Annotated in this window: 12 protein-coding genes; 10 read left to right on the top strand and 2 right to left on the bottom strand. The window is 44.0% G+C overall.

Features of this window, described 5'->3' with window-relative positions; genetic code table 11:
• Positions 1 to 87 precede the first annotated feature (87 nt).
• From D1814_RS17795 to D1814_RS17755, 9 genes are all read left to right on the top strand, one after another.
• Positions 88 to 3138: a TonB-dependent receptor gene (locus tag D1814_RS17795; RefSeq protein ID WP_118494928.1), complete on the top strand. Its 3051-nt coding sequence runs from the start codon at positions 88 to 90 to the stop codon at positions 3136 to 3138.
• Positions 3139 to 3221: 83 nt separating this feature from the next.
• On the top strand, positions 3222 to 7553 hold the full coding sequence (locus D1814_RS17790) for an alpha-1,6-glucosidase domain-containing protein (RefSeq protein WP_162889868.1): 4332 nt from the start codon (positions 3222 to 3224) through the stop codon (positions 7551 to 7553).
• A 168-nt stretch (positions 7554 to 7721) separates the two neighbouring features.
• On the top strand, positions 7722 to 8585 hold the full coding sequence (locus tag D1814_RS17785; RefSeq protein ID WP_118494924.1) for a patatin-like phospholipase family protein: 864 nt from the start codon (positions 7722 to 7724) through the stop codon (positions 8583 to 8585).
• A 691-nt stretch (positions 8586 to 9276) separates the two neighbouring features.
• Entirely contained in the window at positions 9277 to 9786 is a 510-nt protein-coding gene (locus tag D1814_RS17780; protein WP_118494922.1) for an RNA methyltransferase, read from the top strand.
• 101 nt (positions 9787 to 9887) lie between these two features.
• Positions 9888 to 10799, top strand: a complete 912-nt coding sequence (locus D1814_RS17775; protein WP_232368920.1) for a PEP-CTERM/exosortase system-associated acyltransferase — start codon at positions 9888 to 9890, stop codon at positions 10797 to 10799.
• Between the two features lie 289 nt (positions 10800 to 11088).
• Entirely contained in the window at positions 11089 to 12876 is a 1788-nt protein-coding gene (locus tag D1814_RS17770; protein ID WP_409049194.1) for an alpha-amylase family protein, read from the top strand.
• A gap of 176 nt (positions 12877 to 13052) precedes the next feature.
• Entirely contained in the window at positions 13053 to 14963 is a 1911-nt protein-coding gene (locus D1814_RS17765; protein WP_118494916.1) for a glycoside hydrolase family 13 protein, read from the top strand.
• A 38-nt stretch (positions 14964 to 15001) separates the two neighbouring features.
• On the top strand, positions 15002 to 16483 hold the full coding sequence (locus D1814_RS17760) for an MFS transporter (protein WP_118494914.1): 1482 nt from the start codon (positions 15002 to 15004) through the stop codon (positions 16481 to 16483).
• A 1-nt stretch (position 16484) separates the two neighbouring features.
• Positions 16485 to 18185, top strand: a complete 1701-nt coding sequence (locus D1814_RS17755) for an alpha-amylase family glycosyl hydrolase (protein WP_118494912.1) — start codon at positions 16485 to 16487, stop codon at positions 18183 to 18185.
• A 110-nt stretch (positions 18186 to 18295) separates the two neighbouring features.
• Here the strand turns inward: D1814_RS17755 and D1814_RS17750 are convergent, their stop codons facing one another.
• Complete coding sequence (locus D1814_RS17750; protein ID WP_118495432.1) at positions 18296 to 19318, bottom strand: LacI family DNA-binding transcriptional regulator; 1023 nt, start codon at positions 19316 to 19318, stop codon at positions 18296 to 18298.
• Between the two features lie 298 nt (positions 19319 to 19616).
• On the opposite strand from D1814_RS17750, the gene glnS reads away from it, so the two are divergent.
• Positions 19617 to 21284, top strand: coding sequence for a glutamine--tRNA ligase (glnS, locus tag D1814_RS17745; RefSeq protein WP_118494910.1), 1668 nt, complete (start codon positions 19617 to 19619; stop codon positions 21282 to 21284).
• 92 nt (positions 21285 to 21376) lie between these two features.
• Here glnS and D1814_RS17740 read toward each other — a convergent pair whose 3' ends face one another.
• The gene (locus tag D1814_RS17740) at positions 21377 to 22120 is read right to left on the bottom strand and encodes a YciK family oxidoreductase (RefSeq protein ID WP_118494908.1); all 744 of its coding nucleotides are present in this window, start codon (positions 22118 to 22120) and stop codon (positions 21377 to 21379) included.
• Positions 22121 to 22295 lie beyond the last annotated feature (175 nt).

The following is a 22295-nucleotide window of genomic DNA, read 5'->3' as shown; positions in this document are numbered from 1 at the left end:
AAACCAGTAGTATTTGGTATTCCATAAGAGGCATTTTTGGGTGTGGTATTCCTAAAAATGTCGATAATAAACAAGGATGGGACACCAATGAAAACATTCAAACCCAGCACCATCATGGCGGCCTTGATCAGTAGTGGGGTCGCATTTAGTGCGTTTCCGCTCTATGCCCAAGAGTCACCAGACACACCCGCAGATGAAGTTGAACGACCGCAAGAAGATACCTTAGAGCGTATCGAAGTACGTGGTTTTAGTACCAGCTTAATCCAATCACTCAACCAAAAACGTTTCTCTGACACGGTTTCTGAGCAAATATCTGCAGATGACCTTGGCGGGCTCCCAGATGTATCTATGGCTGATGCACTGACACGTTTGCCAGGTATCTCGGCAGTTCGTACCGGCGGACAAGCAGCACAAATAAATATTCGCGGTTTATCAGGCGACTTTGTTTTTTCTACGTTAAACGGTAGAGAGCAGGTATCCACCAGTGGAAGTCGCGCTATAGAGTTTGACCAATATCCGTCTGAACTGATAAGCGAGGCAGCGGTTTATAAATCTCCCAAAGCATCGCTTATTGAAGGCGGTATTGCAGGTACGGTAGAACTAAAAACAGCATCACCACTGGCCATAGAAGAGCAGCATAAGTTCAGCGCCAACATGCGTGGTATGTATAACGATAGAGCATCCGAAATAAGCGATGCTACAGAATACGGTCATAGACTAAGCTTTTCTTATCAAGGCAAGTTTCTAGACGATACCCTAGGTGTGTCTTTGGGCTATGCCCGTCTATTCCAACCAAGTGTTTCTACGCAGTTCATCGGTTTAGCTTATAACGGTCAGGTAGATGTTGATGGTCTAGAAGGGGATACCGACGGTCCGGCAGATTGTTCAAACTGTGAGCTCATTTCAGAAGGTTTTGAGATGCAGCACAAGGGCGGTGAAGAAACGCGCGATGGCTACGTTGCGGCGTTTGAATGGGCGCCTATCGATACGTTTACTTTAAAAGCTGATGCCTTCATTTCAAAATTTGATTCTGAAGCATTTGCTCGGGGCTTTCGCGTTAAGTTAGGCGGTATTAATGCGGGTATTACTAACCCGGTTGTAGTTAACAACAGCGTCGTTGGCGGTACTTTTTCTCGCACAGAAAATAGCTTCACCCGAGTTGAACTGGTAAACGACGACAATCAAGATTTCGATAGTGTTACAAATTTAGGTGTTAATGCTAGCTGGGAAATATCGCCGGATTTAGCGGTTCAGTTTGACCTATCTCGTTCAAGTGCTGAAAGTGACTTTAGAAACGGCTTGTTATGGTCGCTTGTAGGCGAAGATGCGACAGTTGCCAACCCAGTGTTTGATGAAAACGTTCAAATATCATATTTGCTAAACGGCTTAAATCTGCCCGATATTGGTTTTAATCAAACTGATGCCTTTACTGATTTAGACCGCGTCATGGTGAGCAAGTACGGTATCTATCCATTTGAAAACAAAGATGAGCTAGATGCATACCGTGTCGACTTCCAGTATTACGTAGACGTACCAATCATCTCTGGTTTTGAATTTGGGTATCGTTATTCAGATCGGGAGTACAACAACGATCGCTCTGTCTTTGAATACGGTAATGACAGTGCCTTTTCAGTCAGTCAACCGCCGCTTCAGCTAACGTCTGAAATGGCCGAGCAAGTAGATTGGAGCGGTGACTTTGGATATTTCCCAAGCTATTTATCAGTGGATTTAAACAGTGCGCTTAATGCCTGGTTCCCAGAAGGTAGACCGCAGCCTGTTCAAACATGGGGGCCGGGAGCTGCTGGGGTTATTAATGGCCCAGGAACAGGCCCGGCGACAGCGTGGACACTACAAGAAAGCGGTGATGTATTTGAAACCGTAAACTCTGCTTACTTAATGGCAAACATCAATACCGAAATTGGCAGTATTCCTGTTACAGGTAATATCGGTGTTAGATACGTTAAAAGCAAGCAAAGCTCAACTACACTGCAGCGTGCTACCCAGCTTATTCAAGACTTAGAAACGGGTACGTCAGTTGAGGTAAGCGACCCAACAGCAGGCGCACAAAACATTACAGATGACGTAGGGCTCATCAATAATTTTTACCGTCCAGCGTTAATCAGCCACGAGTATTCAGATGTACTGCCCTCTATTAACCTGAACTTTAAACTAAACGATGATACTCAACTTCGAGTAGCGGCAGCAAAAGTAATGGGAAGAGCGCCAATTAACCGTTTTGCGGCGAATGCGTCTACTACTATTGAAACAGTTACTGCGTTCCAAGACAGAGACTCAGGTGAAATTACTTTATCAAACCCTACCGCAAGGGTCAGTGGTAATGCCCGAAATAGCCCGTACTTAGAGCCGTTTTACGCTACACAGTACGATGTGTCATGGGAATATTACTTCTCAGATACAGAAGGTGCTTTGGTTGTAGCGGGCTTCTATAAGGACATTGAGTCGTTTGTAGAAGACATTGAGATAGAGCCTTACGACTTTGAAGCAAACGGCGTAGTCATTCCAGACAACGTAAGCGTTCCAGTCTACTTAACCCCAGAATTTGCAGGGCAAGAAGCTGAACTAGCAAGGGATGAAAACGGCGATCCTATCTTTGTTACTGTGCCTACAGAAAATGGTAGCTATAGCACTGCGGTAAATAACGCAGAAGGTGGCTACATTAGAGGACTAGAAGTCGCCTACACGCAAATTTACAGCATGCTACCTGGGTTATGGTCAGGTTTAGGGGTTAGCGCAAGCTACTCTTATACAGAAAGTGAAATTCAGCGCACCCTTGGCGATGGCGTTTATGCCGCTAATTTACCAGGGCTATCTGAAAATGTCGCAACAATAACCGTTTTCTGGGAGTACGAAGGGTTTGAAACTCGCCTGTCTAGTCGCTATCGCGATGCCTTCGTATCTCAGCAAGTAGCGGTTAACGATCAGGTTGTTAACTTTGATGACGAACTGGTTATTGATTACCAAGCGTCTTACGAAATTAACGACAATTGGAGCGTTCTGTTTCAAGTAAACAATTTAACGGATGAGCCAACCAAAAGCTATTTCGCATCACAAGAGCAAACCGGCACTATTCAGTACTTTGGCACCCAATATTACCTAGGGATGACATACCAACTATGAAAAACAACATCTTAGGTAATTTATTTGGCGACGCACAAAAACGTTCGGTCGCCAGAAACAGCGAAAATATTCAGGAGAATTTTATGTTTACTAAAAAGAAAGTAGTGCGGACCGCGTTACTTTTAGTAGGCGCTTATACACTAACGGGTTGCGGCGGTTCTGGCGTAGAGTCAGGCACAAACGATTTGCTTACTTGTGAAGTGCCCAATGTACCTAATGCAGCAGGAACGGCCTGCGAGCCGCCGCCTCCTATTCAATGTGACGCACCGCTTGTTCCTAACGAAGCAAACGACGCGTGTGAAGCTGGGGCCGATCCGAGTCTACCTGCGCCTGTATTTACCCCGTCATCTAATCAAGCGGTACTATATTACAATCGCGCTGCGGTAGACGCGGATAATTCTAGTAACGACGCTGCTTATGAAGGATGGCGACTACATACTTGGAACAATGACGAATGTGATGCCTATGCTGACGCAGACACGGATTGGGCGAACGGTCGAATTCATAGCGGTATCGATCCGAACTATGGGGCCTATTGGATATTAGACCTTAAAGAAGGTTACGGCAGCTGTCATAACTTCATCATTCACAAAGGTACTGATGATGCAGGTAAAGAATTAGGGGGCGGTGACTTCCAAGGTTCATTAGTACAAGACGATGAAACTTTTGTGCGAATGAACTTTACTCTTTCGGGCGAGCCAACGATTTTTGAATTCCCGATCATGTCGCTTGGGCCACAGCCGGTTGATATAGAAGGCTTTGGTGCCCATTGGTTAGATACAAACACCATTTTATGGGATGTTCCCGAAACTGTATCAGAAGTGAAACTTCACTATTCAGCTCAAGCTGATTTAGAGAGCACCCTAGAAGAGGGAATCAACGGTACTGAAGTGCCTTTGATGAGTACAACACTTACCGAAGAGCAATCTGCTCGCGCACCGCATTTATCTTCGATGCAGGCGTGGGAAGGAGACTGGTCGGTTGAAGATGCGAAAACTGTACTGACGACACAAGCGGTCGTTGGAGGATATGATGCAGACGGTGCACTTGTAGCAGCAACCGGTATTCAATTGGCAAACGCAATTGATGCACTTTACACCATGGGTGAAGATGATGCCGACGAGGCACAACTTGGCGGGGTTTATACAGACCAAGGTATTACCGCTGCGCTGTGGGCGCCTACCGCTTCGAATGTCGACCTTTTGCTTTATAACGATGATAAAACGTTAAGTCAGCGTATAGGCATGGTACGTGATGACGCGTCAGGCGTATGGCGCTATGAAAGCGATATGTCGCTAGACCGTCAGCTTTATCGCTATGAAGTTACGGTATATCACCCTATTACAGGTAACGTAGAAACCCTGCTTGTAACAGACCCATATTCTGTGTCGCTTAGCACAAACGGTCGTTTCTCACGCTTTGTAAACCTTGCCGATGAAGATTTAAAACCTGATGGGTGGGATACTCACACCATTCCTACGGTAGAAAATTATGAAGACGCGGTTATTTACGAAGGTCACATACGTGATTTCAGCGTACGCGATATGTCTACTTCCGAAGAAAATCGTGGCAAATACCTTGCCTTTACCGAAGAGGGAACGGCACCGGTTGAGCATCTGAAAAAGTTAGTACAAGCAGGGCTAACCTATTTCCATATCCTTCCGGCGAATGATATCGCAACTATTGATGAAGACCCAACCAACACTGTTGATTTGTACGATACAGTGGGCAAACTTTGTCGCTTAAATAGCAGTGCTGCAGTATGTGAAGAAGAAAGCGCGGACACATTGTTGATTGACGTTTACAACGCTTACGACCCGTTATCACAAGCGGGTAAAGCACAGCAGTTGACTAATGACTTACGCAATCTAGATACGTTCAACTGGGGGTATGATCCTCATCACTTTAATGCGCCTGAAGGTAGCTATGCATCAAGTGCTGAAGGTGTTGAACGTATTGTAGAAATGCGCGCTATGATCCAAGCGCTGCATGAAATGGGACTTCGTGTTGCACTCGATGTGGTTTATAACCATACCAATGCATCTGGTGTTTTCAGTAAGTCTGTTTTCGATAAAGCTGTACCAGGGTATTACCACCGCTATGAAGTAGATAGTGGGGCGATTGTTCGCGAAACTTGCTGCGATGACACTGAGCCACGTAATGTCATGATGGAAAAATTCATGGAAGACTCATTACTTATGTGGGCTGAACACTACAAGTACGATTCTTTCCGTTTTGACATCATGAGTCAGGCAACCAAAGATACCATGGTACGCCTTCGTGATGCTGTTCAAGCAATTGATGAAGACAACTACTTTTATGGCGAGGGTTGGACCAAAATAGACCGCGGTTACGAGCAAGCCAGCCAGCTCAATATGGCCGGTACTGAAATTGGTACTTATAACGATCGCATTCGTGAAGCTATTCGTCAGGGCGCTATATTTCGACCCGAAGATGATGGGCTGTTAAGTGCACAAGACCGTGTAAAAATGGGCATGATTGGTACGCTTAAAGACTATGTATTGGAAACCTCTTCAGGTAGTGCCGGTGCAACGAGTAACTTGGGCGGCTATGCAGAAGACCCGGCAGACATCATTAACTATGTGTCTAAACACGATAATGAAACTTTGTGGGACCAATTAAACTACGCGCTACCAGAGGACATCACCTTAGAACAGCGAGTACGTGCACAAAATGTAGCAATGGGTATAAACCTTGTGTCTCAGGGTATTCCATTTCTGCAAATGGGGGGCGACATGCTTCGCTCTAAATCAATGGACCGAAACACCTACGACTCGGGCGATTGGTTTAACTATGTAGATTTCACATACGAGACTAACAATTGGAATGTAGGCTTACCGTTAGCACAAGACAATGAAGCCCGTTGGGAAGAAATGGGGGAGTTCATTTACAACCCGAATCGTGCAGCGTCTATGGCAGATATTATGTTTGCATCAGACGTATTTGCTGAGCTGCTAAACATCAGAATGACCAGCCCTTTGTTTAGGTTAACCACGGCAGAAGACATTATCGACCGTATTGGGTTCCACAATATTGGTTCACGCCAACAGCGTGGTCTTATCGCCATGAGTATTGACGATGGTGTATCAGATAACAGCGAAGTACCTCGTCAAGACTTAGATATAATGAACGATGCGGTAATGGTTCTGGTTAACACGGGTTACGATGAGAAATCTATTACTGTAAATACAGCAACCGGCTTTTCACTTCACGCAACACAAATGAACTCAGTTGATGCCGCGGTGCGTGGTGCAACTTTTGTTGAGGGTGAAGACGGTAACGGAACATTTACTGTACCTGCACTGACTATTGCTGTGTTTGTTAAGCCACAGTCTGGTGCTCAAGGCTACGGTCTTTTAGCGTATGCAACATCTGGCGCGCCTGATGTAGTGCCTTACGGTGATACCGTAGCGTATCTTCGCGGAGACATGAACGGCTGGTCAACGGATGATGCATTTACTTATCAAGGTGACGGTGTATATACGGCTACTGCTGTGCTTGAAGGTGGTGTAACTTATGGGTTTAAGTTCGCTTCTGAAGATTGGAGCACCGTGAACTTTGGTGCTGGCGATGGTGAAGAAGGGGTGGTGGTAGCAGGTGAAGAGAAAGTACTTGCTCGCACTAATACTAATTTGTCGTTTACACCTGATATCAGTGCGACATACCTGTTTACCGTTGATGCATCAGACAGCGAAGCGCCTATATTAATGGTTGAAAACGAAGAACCCTACGTTGGAACGCCTGTGTACCTTCGTGGTGCAATGAACGGGTGGGGTACAGAGAATGAGTTCTCTTACCAAGGTGGTCGTATCTATACTTTTGCTCGAGATATTGAGCCTGGCACTTACGAGTTTAAAGTTGCGTCTGAAGACTGGAGCACAGTGAACTTTGGTGCTTTGTCTGCCGACGATGCCGATCGCATTTTAGCACCGGGGCAAACTCTTGGGTTGGCTGCGAGTAATGACAATCTTGTTCTAAACATTGAAACAGCTGATCGCTATGTGTTCGTGTTCAACGTAACCGACTTAGACGCACCTACCATTGGTGTATTTAAAGAGGCGTTTTGGGGAGACACCCAAGTTTATATCCGTGGTGGTATGAACGGTTGGGGCGCAGTTGATATGTTTGAATATCAAGAAGAAGGTGTTTACACCGCTGACATCGAATTAAGCGCAGGTAGCATTGAATTTAAAGTTGCCTCTGAAGATTGGTCAACGGTAAACCTTGGTAATCCTAATGATGCAGCAAGTAATATCGTCACGCCAGGTGAACCTAAAATTTTGGGAGCGAGCAATAACAATTTGATGATTGAAATAGCGGAGTCGGGCCTGTATGAGTTTAAGGTTGCCGGGCCCGATGGTAATGCACCCATGTTGACTGTAACGATGAAATAAACGCTCATCGGAAAATTTAGTTAACGTTTAAGTGTTAAAGTTTTAAAAGCCGCGACCCTGTTCGCGGTTTTTTTCTTCTTGGCATACCTCTTGATTCTCTTGTAGGATAGTTGCTAATGGGAGTGGTCGTACCAGAAGGTTGTGAGTGTATCTACAGGGAGAGAACAGATGAAAAGTGCATTAGTTGTAGAAGGTGGCGCTATGCGCGGAATATTTGCGGCTGGCGTCCTAGATAAATTCATGGAGCAAGACTATTACCCCTTTGATTTTACGCTAGGGGTGTCCGCTGGGGCGACAAATTTGTCGACTTACGTCTCTAAAATGCAAGGTTTGAGTAAAACTATTATCACCCAATATGCAACGAAGCGAGAGTTCTTCAGTCCGCTTCGATTCATAAAAGGGGGACATATGACAGATGTTCACTGGTTGTGGCATCACTCAAAGCAATCGATGAGTATCCCCGCCCCGGGCGAAAAGAGCAACATGCCCCTTTACGTAGGGATTACAAATGCAGAGTCAGGTGAGTGTGAATATATACAAGCCACGGAAGACAATGTGGACGAATTGATGGTAGCGTCTTGTGCGTTACCCACTGCATATCGAGATGAAATAATCATTAACGGTACGCGCTACCTAGATGGCGGAGTTGCAGATGCAATACCTGCAATTAAAGCTTATAACATGGGCGCAAAGGACATTACCGTAATACTTTCTCAACCTCTTGGATTTACCAAGCCTGAAGTAAAATCAACTTGGTTAATGCAAAAGATGTATGGAAACCAGCCCGCGATCCTACAAAAGATGCTTCAACGTGCAGCAATTTATAACGAAACCCTCGATTTTCTTAAGAACCCACCTAGCGACTGCACTATTCGAGTGATAGCGCCAGATGAAGCTTTCTGCGTTAAACGACTTACTATGGATAAGAAAAAGCTATTGAGAGGTTATGGACAGGGTAGGCGTATGGCCAGGCGTCACCTTAAGAGTCTTAATACTAATGTGGATGGTTTAAATTACCAGATAGCGTGGTGAATCCGTAGTAACTGAACACAAGTCCTGTATGATTTTAGCAACAGTTGCCATTAATAGCTCGGATATCATCCGAGCTTTTTTTTATGCGTAAAAAAAATCATTATTTACAAGAGGTTGTCGTGTTTCAAAATGGCAACACATCATCGGGCTTATCGCCTATATTTTACTTATAACTTTTACCTCTTATGAGTTCTTGGCCTTAATCGGACAATTGATATGGCATTGTAACTACTACTCCAACAACAAGCCAAACGCGCTTAACCGCTTTAATTAAACATAACTACCTGATAAAAGGCGTATTTGTATTCTAACTTTTATTAAATATGTAAACTTTGCACCGAAGTTGCAAAGTTTTCACGGTGTTGGTCTGCATTTTGCTGTAATCTGACCAATGTTAGTTATCTTCTCTAATACGTTAATTATAGAGGCGTGAAACACTAGGTAGAATGCCAATGCGTATAGTGGTAAGAGAGGAAAAAGCAATTAGAGCACTTAAACAGCCCGGCATATAAGATTCTTTAAAGGTTTTGACGGGCAACTGATTACCTGCAGCAACGCATCGGTCACGATGACGGTGCTGTAGGTTTTAAGTATTCGTTCTAATACTTATGACTAGTTTTTATGATTACGCGTAGCAGCTTCCTTTAAGTCATGGCAGTATCAAACTCAAATAATAAAAAGCTAATAAAACGTGCAAATAGCAAATCAAAAAATTTCGATTGGGTTAGTTAACCCAAAAAATCCAGTTAATGTAGCGTCTATTTTACGTGCTGCAGGATGCTACGGTGTCGCAAGTGTATTTTATACGGGGCAGCGTTATCGCTTCGCTAAAGACTTTAACGCAGATACGAAAGCGTTTCATAAGGTTATTCCGACAGTTGGCGTTGATAATTTGCGGGACGTTGTACCAGAGGGGGCGTCCGTAATTGCGGTTGAACTTGTTGAAGGTGCAGAGCCTTTACCAACGTTTGAACACCCAGAAAATGCCTTTTATATTTTAGGCCCTGAAGATGGAAGTGTAGGTGAAGACACTCTGTCGTGGTGTGACCACGTCGTATATATACCCACTTATTCGTGTATGAATTTGGCGGCAACAGCCAACGTTTTACTGTATGACCGCCTATCAAAGTCTGATTTTGTAAGTGGGGATGCACTTATCAGACAAAGTCGAGATACCAATAATAAAACAAAGATAAAATAGCGTTTTAAATATTAATTTAAAGCAATATACCAAAGGCTACTGCTGCGAACAGGAAGTTACCCACAAGCCTAATAATTAACATAAATTAGGGGACTTTTGCGTTGAAAACAACAACAATGAGCGCTGCTCGTGCGCTAAATAGTGCTGTAACTAATAAGCTAAACCAGTTACCTCGACAACTGCTTAAAGCATTTCCACGCCGACTGTCGCTTGAAGAAACTATTTCCAGCTTCTTTTTTAGCCGCTATGAACTCGTTATAGCTAACGAAGAAAATGAAAAACAAGTGAGCTATAAAACCCGCCATAAAGTTTATTGCGAGGAAATGAAATTTGAGCAGAAAAACGCGGCTGCCATCGAAAAAGATAAATATGATGATCGCGCCATCAACTGTTACATAAAACACCGACCAACAGGCGAATGCGCAGGTACCATTCGCTTGGTCTTGCCAACCGAAGCAGGACTATCGTTGCCTTTAGAAGAAAAATGCGCAGGTGCTTTTGATGACGGTTCATTGCTTCCCTCTAGTTGCGACCCCACAAGCATTTGTGAGATATCAAGATTGGCAATACCAAGAGAGTTCAGAGTTCGCCAAATGCGCTCAAAAATCCTGCCCGCCGATAAACTTGAAAAGATAAAACAAAAGAAGAGTACACCATTTAATGTAGAGCACTTTCCTTATCTTTCTATTGCGCTGTATTTAATGGCAACAAGTATCTGCCAACACTTAAATGTTAAGCATGCATATGTTTTGATGGAGCCCAAATTAGCAAGAAGAATGAAAGCATTTGGTATTCATTTTAATCCAGTCGGCGATGCCGTAGAGTTCAACGGCAAACGTGTTCCCTACAGGCTATCTACACATGTATTATTAGAGGACTTAGCTAGGCCGCTGAAAAGTTTTCATAAGAAGATCCACAGCGAACTTAATAGTGCGTTAACAGAGATTGAAAATGTACCAACTCCTACCGCTCGTCCTATACAGAAACCATTGCGTGTGGCGCAAGCAGCTTAAACATTTTTGTATAGCCATTTTTAATAGCCGTCCTTTAGGGCGGCTTTTTCATTTCTGAATACGTATGCATGTTTTTTAACATACATTTAACGCGTATCCTGTTGGCATCATTTACATTTTTGTCACGAATACTATGTTAAATAAAAAGTCGGGTTTTTCTCTTAAGCCTTTATCTGCTGTTATGGTTTCATTGGGTTTGATGGCGTGCACTGGTCCGTCGCCGGCAGCAAATAATCACACGCTTGAAGGTAAAGGTAGTAAGCCTTTAGCACCAAATCAACAAGATGTTATGTCAACGCATTCGGATAACGGTGAAAGGCAAGGTAAACCTGTGGTCTATCAAGTATTTACTCGACTATTTGGTAATACTAATTCAAATAATCAGCCTTGGGGCACGGTTGAGCAAAATGGCGTAGGCAAATTCAGCGACTTTACCCCTAAAGCCCTTGAAGCCATAAAGTCTTTAGGCACCAGTCATATTTGGTATACCGGTGTGCCACATCACGCGGTAATCAATGAATATACCGATTTCGGTATTTCAAATGACGACCCAGATGTAGTGAAAGGCCGCGCTGGCTCACCATACGCTGTTAAAGACTACTACAATGTTAACCCTGATTTAGCTGATAACCCAGCAAAGCGCTTAGAAGAATTTGAAGCCCTGATTGAAAGAACTCATTCTGCGGGAATGAAAGTTATTATCGACATTGTCCCCAATCACGTGGCTCGCGATTATCAGTCGCTTTCTGCGCCAGAAGGTACAGTCGATTTTGGCGCAAACGATGATACGTCTGTAGAGTATGCTCGTGACAATAGCTTTTATTATGTTGTGAATGAAGCATTTCAAGTGCCCACTGCTGACAACTACCAGCCTCTAGGCGGCGAACCCCACCCATTGTCTGACGGTAAGTTCGATGAGTTTCCAGCCAAGTGGACAGGGAACGGTGCAAGGGCAGCGCAACCAGATATTAACGACTGGTATGAAACGGTAAAGGTAAATTATGGCGTGAAGCCAGATGGCACTTATGATTTTCCCATGCTACCTAACGAGTACAGTCAAAAATCTATTGAAGAGCACGCCGCGTTTTGGAAAGGGAAAGATCTTCCAGACTCATGGTATAAATTCAGAGACATTGCCCACTATTGGATTGACAAAGGCGTTGATGGATTTCGCTTTGATATGGCGGAAATGGTGCCAGTAGAGTTCTGGTCTTTTCTCAATAGCAGCATTAAGCAAAAAGCACCTGATGCATTCTTGCTGGCGGAGGTTTATCAGCCAGACAAATATAGAGATTATCTCCATAAAGGCAAGATGGACTATCTATACGACAAGGTAGGGTTTTACGATACGTTAAAAGCAATTATGCAAGGAAAGGGTAAAGTTACTGACCTGGTCGCTGTCCATAAAGAAGTTAGCGATATCGCACCGCATATGCTGCACTTTTTAGAGAACCATGACGAGCAGCGTATCGCTAGCCCTGATTTTGCTGGTAGCGCTGAAAGGGGCAAGCCAGCGCTTGCGGTAAGTGCACTTATAAGCAGTTCACCAACGCTGCTTTATTTTGGACAAGATGTGGGCGAAGACGGCAGCGAAGAGACAGGCTTTGGCGACCCAACGCGTACGTCTATTTTCGATTACGTTGGGGTTCCTGCTCATCAGCGGTTTATGAATGGTGGAAAATTTGATGGTGGTCAATCCACAAAGGTAGAAAAAGAGCTGCATGATTTTTACAAACGCGTTATGTCTATCGCCGCTACTAACCCGGCCATCGTTGGTGAGTACCAAAGCCTACATTCGCTCAATCTTGGCGTCGAAAATTCAGCGTATTCAGAGCAACAATTTACATTTGCTCGCGTACAAGATGACCATGGTTTTGTCGTTATCGCAAACTTTAGTGATGCACCAGTAGGGAAAATAGAATTTACAGTACCAGCAAGCGTATTAGGTGCAAATAACAAAACTATTAGCCTTGAGCCACTTCTTTCTCATGACAGCATAAGCCTAGAGAAAGATGATGTTAACTACAGAGCCTCGTTATCATTAAGTGGGTTAGAGACGAAGGTATTTGCGTTCTAGTTAGAGTGTAAAGCTATCAACGAAATTTAATGCTAGAGATTTTATTTAAACGAGAGACCCTGTGTATTGGCATGGTATCTCGTGAATACGTATGCAGAGCATTGGTCAGTCAGGCTATGCAATGTAGTATCTCGGTAATATTTTGCACTTAACGTATTTTTAACATCGGTGTCTATATGTTCAATCGCAAACGCATAACTAATGCTATTTTCCCATCGCGCAGTGCCTCGCTCTCATTAGTTGTGAGCCTTGCTACTTTATTTCCTGCATTTTCTGCTTTTTGTTCACAAGAAAATAACCTAGACGTTTACCCGCCCAACTGGTGGGCAGGTATGCAACATGATGAAGTAGAACTGATGATTTCTGGCAAAGACGTTGCTGATGATAAGGTTTCCGTGTCCGATGGCAGTGTGAAAATAAAACAAAGCAGGGCACTTGATAGTGAAAACTATCTTTTTGTAACGTTAGATCTTGCTGAAGCGAAACCGCAAGAATTGGTACTGACGTTAAAAGACGAAGAAGGTAGTTCACGGGACATTCACTATTTCTTGGAAAAGCGTGCCGAAGGTTCGTCAGCAAGAGAGGGCTTTGGGCCAGAAGATGCCATTTACCTAATCGCCCCCGACCGATTCGCTAATGGCAGCGTGGAAAATGACAACATTGATGGGTATCAAGATAAAGTAGATAGGGCCTTTAAAGGCGGACGTCATGGCGGGGATATTCAGGGCATTGTTAACAACATCGACTATATAAAAGAGATGGGGTTCACCCAACTATGGACCATGCCGATGCTTGAAAATGCAATGGAAAAGTACAGTTACCATGGCTATTCAACCACCGACTATTACACTATAGACCCGCGCTTCGGCTCTAATGACGCTTTTGTAAAGCTAAGTAAAAAAGCCAACGAAAACGGCATTGGCGTTATTATGGATATGGTGCTTAATCATATCGGTAGTGAGCATGTATGGATGGAGGATACACCGTCTGCTGATTGGATAAACAATAACGGACAGTTTGTCGGTACTACCCACAAGCGTGAATCGCTCCACGACCCTCACGCCATAGCGAGCGATATCAAAGGGTTTAGTGACGGTTGGTTTGTACCAACCATGCCTGACCTGAACCAGCGCAACCCACATTTGGCAAATTATTTGATTCAAAATGCTACTTGGTGGGTGGAAACAGCAAATTTAAGCGGCATTCGAGTAGATACCTATTCGTACCCTGACAAAGCGTTTTTAAGTCAGTGGACTAACCGTATAATGAAAGAATACCCTAACTTCAACATAGTAGGGGAAGAGTGGTCGGTAAATCCTGCCATTACGGCTTATTGGCAAGCAGGTAGCAAACGCCACGACGATTACGACAGTGCTTTGCCATCTGTAATGGACTTTCCTCTTCAGGCTGCCATTGTTAAAGCGCTTAATAGCGATGAAAGCTGGAACTCTGGTTTTATTTCAGTTTATGAAACATTAGCTACCGATTTCTTGTATGGTGATCCAAATAATCTGGTTATCTTTCCGGATAATCACGACATGAGCAGAATTTTCACCCAATTAAACAACGACAAGGCCAAATGGAATATGGCAATGACGTTGTTTTTAACAACACGCGGTATACCTCAAGTATTCTACGGAACTGAGATTCTGATGGGTAATGAAGGGACAGAAGATCACGGTATTATCCGATCAGATTTCCCTGGCGGGTGGCCATCGGATAGCGAAAAAAATGCGTTTAGCGGCAAAGGCCTTTCTGATGACGAGCAGTGGGCGCAAGAGCGTATAAAAACGTTATTGGCGCTACGTCAATCTCATCCTCAACTATTTAAAGGTGAGCTTAAACATTATGCGCCCGTAGACGGTGTTTACACGTATTTTCGTGTAGCCGACGATACAGCTGATACTGCAGAGCAGAAACTTATGGTTATCCTTAATAAAAAATCGGTAGATTTATCTTTAGCAAAGTACGCGGAAGTTTTGGGCACGGATGTATCAATCACTCGTGTAAGCGACGGTCAAAAATTTAACGCTTCTGAAACTATAAGCCTTCCTGCTATGTCGGCAAATGTATTCATTGTGCAATAACCGTATCAATTAAATTAAAACAATAAATAGAGCAAAATATGCAATCAACTCAACCACGCCTTTCTTTTTGGCAAATATGGAATGTCAGTTTTGGCTTTCTGGGTGTTCAATTTGGTTTTGCACTGCAAAACGCAAACGTCAGTCGGATACTATCGGACCTTGGCGCAGACCTTCATTCACTATCGCTATTTTGGCTTGTAGCGCCCATTATGGGCTTGATAGTACAGCCTATTGTTGGCTCGGCATCGGATAGAACGTGGAATCGATTAGGTCGCCGTCGGCCGTTTATACTTGCTGGTGCGCTCGCTGCAGTGGTAGGTATGATCTTATTACCCAATGCGCCGATCTTCGTTGCCTTCTTAGCGCCTATGGTAATGGGCGCTTTAATGGTTGCACTGATGGATGCATCGTTTAATGTGTGTTTCCAGCCTTTCCGCTCACTGGTATCAGATATGGTACCAGCGTCACAACGCAACATAGGTTATTCAATTCAGTCGCTTCTTATCAATATCGGTGCGGTAATTGGTTCTATATTGCCATTCGTTCTAACCAACGTGGTAGGACTGGAAAATACAGCTCAAATGGGAGAGGTTGCGCCTTCGGTAATGTGGGCATTCTACATCGGCGCGTCTGTACTACTAGGTACGGTCATTTGGACCGTGATACGTACTAAAGAGTACGCTCCACAGGAATATAATCGCTACAAGGGCCTTACCGATGAAGCACCTTCAATTGAAAGTAAGGCTAAAGCGCCACTTAGCCAACGTTTAGGTGAGTTTTTTGTTTTAGTAAAAGACATGCCTACTACTATGAAACAACTGGCGGTTGTTCAGTTTTTCTCTTGGTTTGCGCTTTTTATTATGTGGGTTTACACCACACCAGCTATTACTCAGCATATTTGGAACGTAGACAAGCAATGGTTTGACCCGGCTTATATCGCCGCTGCGCCAATGGTGCCAGAGACTATTGTTATGGCGAAAGGTGCTGCTGGTGACTGGGTAGGGATACTTTTCGCGGCATATTCTGTGTTCGCTGCAATTTTTTCTATTTTCTTAGCAAAGCTGGCGGATAAATTTGGTCGTAAAACGGTATACGCTTCGTCTTTAGCGCTTGGTGGCCTTAGCTATGTAAGCTTCTTGCTATTTCAAGACCTCACTATGGTGAACGTAAACCTGCTCATTACTGAAGTTACAGTGCCACTAGGTGCGGTAAAACTTCTTATTCCAATGATAGGCGTGGGTATTGCGTGGGCGGCTATTTTAGCTATTCCTTACGCTATGTTAGCCGGTGCGTTACCCGCGAATAAGACGGGGGTCTACATGGGTATATTCAACTTCACCGTAGCTGCACCGCAAATTGTTTCAGGCCTAACTGCTGGATGGATCTTAAGCAGCGTGTTCGATAACGATGCCAAGTACATTATTGTGGTAGCAGGTGTTTCTATGCTAATTGGTGCCGTGTCGGTCTTCTTTGTTAAAGAGTCTGATAAACAAGAACTTGAAGCAGAGCAGGGAGCTTAATATGCTATTTAAACGTTCAGCAATTGCATTAACGATAGCTGGTTTATTTTGTTCGGCTTGCACAAGCACGGCTACATCGTCTTCAGACAAAAAAGAGGTGCATACTTCACAGGCTATTGTGGGTACCAGCACGCCCTTTGCTAGCGAGGCAGTTTACTTTGTTGTAACTGATCGTTTTGTCGATGGCGACCCTACGAATAACCACGAAAACCAAGGTGGTGAACATCCTACTTGGCAGTTGCAGCTAGAAGGGCCCAACGGTAAAAAAGCCTATGTGGGTTACATGGGAGGTGACTTACAAGGCATTTTAAATAACGCTGATTATATCCAAGATATGGGTTTCACTGCGGTATGGATGACCCCCGTACATGATAACCCTGATTATGCGTTTAACGGCGACGAGCCTATAACATATGGCGGCGCATTTAAAGATGGCGGGAAAACTGGCTATCACGGTTATTGGGCGACAAACTTTTATAAAGCTGATGAACATCTGGTGAGTGACGATTTGAGCGTAAGTGATTATACCGCGAAGATGCGTCAGCACGGTCTTAAATCAGTGTTTGATATCGTTGCAAATCACGGCACCCCAAGCTTTACCATGGAAGAAGACTTGCCAGGTTATGGTGAACTTTACGATAAAGATGGAAACTTGGTTGCCGATCATCAAAACCTTGCGCCTGAAGACCTCGACCCTGAAAACAATCCACTTCATAGCTTTTTCCATAACTATCCAGATTTAGTAAAGCTTTCAAACCTTGATGATCAGAATCCAAAAGTACGAGATTATCTAATTAACAGTTACCTTTATTGGATATCGCAAGGTGCTGATGCCTTTAGGGTAGATACTATAAGACACGTACCGCATTCATTTTGGCGTGAAGCATCGGACCGTATTCGCAAAGAAAACCCCGACTTCTTTATGTTTGGTGAAGCGTTCGACTACGAAGCTAACAATATTGCACAGCATACTTTGCCTAAAAATGGCGGCATAAGTGTTCTAGACTTTCCTATGCAAAAAGCCATGGTAAGCGTGTTTGAAAAGCCGCTAGAAAGTAATTTTGCAGACTTAGAAGAGGTACTACACCTAACTCACGGCCCTTATAACAACCCCTATGAACTAACCACCTTCTATGACAACCACGACATGGCGCGCATTAATGCAACAGATGAAGGCTTTATCAATGCTCACAACTGGTTGTTTACTGTTCGCGGTATACCGGTTGTTTATATGGGCTCTGAGATAGGCTTCATGCGCGGTACGGCTGAACATGCCGGTAATCGTAATTACCTTGGTCAAGAACGCATCAATCAGGCTAAGAGTCATCCTATTCAACAGGCGCTAACAAAAATCGCTAATGTGCGTAAAAATACTGTCGCCTTACAACGCGGTGTGCAAGTAAATTTGGAACTTAGTGGTCATCGCGCTGCATTCTATCGCGTAGTCGATACCAAAGAAGCGCAGCAAACAGCACTTGTGTTACTAAACAAAGGTGATCAAGCTCAATCGTTTGAGGTGAGCGACTTTATGCAACCTGGCAATTGGGTAGAGCAATTGTCTGGGCGAACTCAGGTCGTGGCGAACGGCGCCGAGTTAAGCGCTACCGTCAAACCCAATGGCGTTCAAGTGTGGGTTCGCGAAGGAAAAACAAGTAATCCAGCATTACTCAGTAAAATCGAACATCAGCTGGCCCGTCAATAAAGAGCTCAAAACGCAATAAATTAAGAGTCGAAAAAAGCCCCGAGAGTGTAACGCTTGGGGCTTTTTATTTGATTAGTTAGCTATTTAAAGAAAGTACAAGTTAACGCCGTTTACTCGCTGCCACAAGATTGGCGTACAATGATGTCTGCGGGCATGAGATAATCCTCTACCTCTTCATTGTTTATTGCTTTCAACAGGGTATTTACCAACAACTCACCTGCAAGCTTTGTGTTTTGCTGTACCGTAGTGAGCGAAGGCGTTGTGTAAGCAGATACGGCAATATTGTCATAACCCACCACAGCAACGTCGTCCGGAACGTTCACGTTCGCTCGGCGCAGCGCGCGCAAAACACCCATAGCTATAAGGTCTGAGGCACAGACAATAGCTTCGGGTAGTTCGCCAGCTTGCAGCAATGACTTGACCGCTTCTGAGCCAGCATCTTCGGTAGAAATAGCGTTACGCTGGACACTTGATTGCGCTAAGCCATGAGATTGTAATGTTTTAAAATACCCATCGAAGCGTGCTTTAAATTCCGGTGCGTGCTCGCCATTGTCACCAATAAAGGCAAAAGATGTCTTACCTAGTTCGATGAGGTGTGAAGTAATGCTTTGACCACCTTGGTAATTATCACATCCGATACTTACACCGGGATGAGCTTCATCAGGAGCACCCCAGCGAACAAAATGCGTACCTTGCGATTCAAGCTGAGCAACTTTGTTCTGATAGTCAGTGTAGTCGCCATAGCCCAACAATATAATTCCGTCAGCCTTGTTTGAATCTTCGTATTCCGCGTGCCAGTCATCTTCTAAGTTCTGAAACGATACAAGAAGATCGTAGTTCGCTTGCGCACAGGCGCGAGTAATACTACCAAGCATCGCTAAAAAGAAAGGGTTAATCATCGAGTCGTCAGATGTTGGATCTTCAAACAAGAGTAGGGCAATTGTGCTGCTCTTTTGTTTTCTTAAATTACTGGCGTTCTTATCTACCTTGTAATTAAGTTCCCGGGCAATGCGCTGAACGCGGTCGCGAGTTTCTTGGTTAACCAGCGGGCTGTTGTTTAGGGCTCGCGAAACGGTTGACTGTGAAACCCCTGCTAAGTGGGCAATATCAAAAGAGGTTGCTTTTTCTTTCATAAACACCATGTTTTGCTGCTACGACAATGTTGTCGCCAAGTTAGATTACCACATTTTTCGTATATCGCCCGCTTTTTGCTTGGCATGTGCTTAAATGCTATTCAAAGTTAATGAAGCGTGACTTCTTTGGTATGTTTCAGCAGGTTTTGATGTAGTTTTTCTAGTGCGCTTTGAATGTGGATCGCTCTTAAATCAATCACTTGTTAGGCTTCTTTGAATAAAACATGGTTGAAGTAATTGCGAGAGTGTTATACTCAGCGAGATTTTGAAATATTACGTGCATAAGGGGAACAAGCGAATGGCCGAGACTGAACACCGTCCGACCAATTTTATCCGTCAGATTATTGATAAAGACCTGGCTAGTGGTCTACATGACGCTATTAAAACTCGGTTTCCACCAGAGCCGAACGGCTTTTTACATATTGGTCATGCCAAGTCTATTTGCTTGAATTTTGGTATTGCACAAGACTATACAGGGTCGTGCAATCTGCGTTTCGACGACACTAACCCGGCAAAAGAAGACATTACGTTCGTTAATTCTATAAAAGAAGACGTTCAGTGGCTCGGATTCACATGGGATGGCGAAGCGCGTTATTCATCGAATTATTTTGACCAACTTCATGCATATGCTGTTGAGCTTATCGAAAAAGGTTTAGCTTACGTAGATTTTTCTGCGCAAGAAATAATGCGCGAGATGCGTGGTACGCTTAAAGAGCCAGGTCAAAACAGCCCTTATCGCGACACAGACGTTGAAACTAACCTTCTTGAGTTTGCCAAGATGACGGCAGGCGACTACAAAGAAGGCGAGTGTAGCTTGCGCGCCAAAATCGACATGGCGTCGCCGTTCATGTGTATGCGCGATCCGGTAATTTACCGAGTCAAACATGCACACCATCACCAAACCGGTGATAAATGGTGTGTCTATCCAATGTACGATTTTACTCACTGCATTTCAGATGCTATTGAGGGGATCACGCATTCATTATGTACCCTAGAGTTCCAAGACAACCGTCGTCTTTATGATTGGGTTATTGAAAATATTTCAATTGACTGTACACCTCGTCAGTATGAGTTTTCGCGCCTAAACCTTGAATACACGGTATTAAGCAAACGCCGTCTTATTCAACTAGTCGATGAAAATCATGTGAGCGGTTGGGACGACCCCCGTATGCCTACTATAGCGGGGTTACGCCGTCGTGGTTATACACCAGGTTCTGTGGTTGAGTTCTGTAAGCGAATTGGCGTGACCAAGATGGACAACATGGTCGAAATGTCTATGTTGGAAGCCTGTATTCGCGATGACTTAAATGCTAACGCGCCGCGTGCGATGGCAGTACTAGACCCAATTAAGCTTGTTATTGAAAATTACGATGAAGCGCAAACCGAAACGCTGACTGCACCGAATCATCCTAATGATGAGACCATGGGTACACGTAGCATCAGTTTTAGTCGTGAAGTATATATTGAAGCAGAAGACTTCCGAGAATCGGCAAACAAAAAGTTCAAACGTTTAGTACTAGATAAAGAAGTACGTCTACGTAACGCCTATGTCGTTAAAGCTAATCGCGTTGAAAAAGACGAAGACGGCAATGTAACTACCGTTTACTGTACTTACGACCCAGAAACATTGGGTAAAGATCCAGCTGATGGACGCAAGGTGAAAGGCGTTATTCACTGGGTGGACGCAGCTACGGCCCAGGCAGCAGAATTTAGATTGTATGATCGTTTGTTCAATGTGCCTAATCCGGCGGCTGAGGAAAACTTTACCGATGCTATTAATCCTGACTCTTTGGAAATCAAACAGGGCTGGGTGGAAGCAGGCTTGGTTAACAATGTTCCTGAAGTTGGCGCGTGGCAGTTTGAACGTACTGGTTACTTCTGCGTAGACAAAGACAGTACAGCCGACAAGCCAGTTTTCAACCGTACAGTAGGTCTAAGAGACACATGGGCGAAAATGGGCGAGTAATATAATTATCGATTACGCGCTATATGCTTAAAAAAACCGCTTAAGTGCAAACTTAAGCGGTTTTTGTTTAAAGAAGCATGAAAATTAATTGATTACTTTGGTTGGCAATCAAGAGATTGACCATTTACTTCCTTACTTTCATCACCCATTAGGTAAAGATACATAGGCATAATATCTTCGGGTGTTTTAAGTGTTTCAGGGTTTTCTGCAGGAAAAGCTTGTGCACGCATATGAGTGCGAGTGCCACCTGGGTTAATGCAGTTAAATCGCAGCGTCTTATTCTGATATTCATCAGCCAGAGTTTGCATTACGCCTTCTGTAGCGAATTTCGATACAGCATATGTTCCCCAAAACGCGCGTCCTTTTCTTCCTACACTAGATGTAGTGAAAACTACTGACGCATTTTCGGCTTTCTCTAATGCCGGAATAAGGGCCTGCGTCATATAAACCATACCATTTAGGTTAACTTGCATTACGTCTTGCCACTCTTTAGCATCTATATCTTTAAATGCACTTAGGTGTCCTAGAATGCCCGCGTTGTGAAGCACACCGTCTAATCGACCAAATTGATCGATAATGGTCTGCGTCATCTGTTGATAATGAGAGGGCGTTGCACCTTTTATATCTAAAGGAACAATTGCGGGTTCCTGACCGCCTGAGGCGATAATGTCGTCGTACACGGCCTCAAGCTTAGACACAGTGCGGCCTAATAAAATACAGATAGCGCCGTGCGCGGCATAAGTCTTTGCAGCTTGTGCACCAATCCCATCGCCAGCCCCGGTGATAAGAATAACTTTATCGCGTAGTAAATCCGCAGGTGCGTTGTAATCGTTCATCGTCTTCCTTCAAAAGGTTAATTTTTATCGCGTTGTATGGGGCTTTAATACCCAGCTAAGAATATAACCACAGATCATACCCAGCCTAGCGTACAAGTAAAACAATGAATGAAAAATTCTTCAAACGTAAAAAAAGTTAACGAAAGTAGTTAACAAAACTTTGCAAAGTTGCAAC

The organism is Alteromonas sp. BL110 (assembly GCF_003443615.1).
Taxonomy (GTDB): Bacteria; Pseudomonadota; Gammaproteobacteria; order Enterobacterales; family Alteromonadaceae; genus Alteromonas.
Note: the sequence above shows the minus strand (reverse complement) of the source record. Positions and strands in the feature narration are given on the sequence as shown.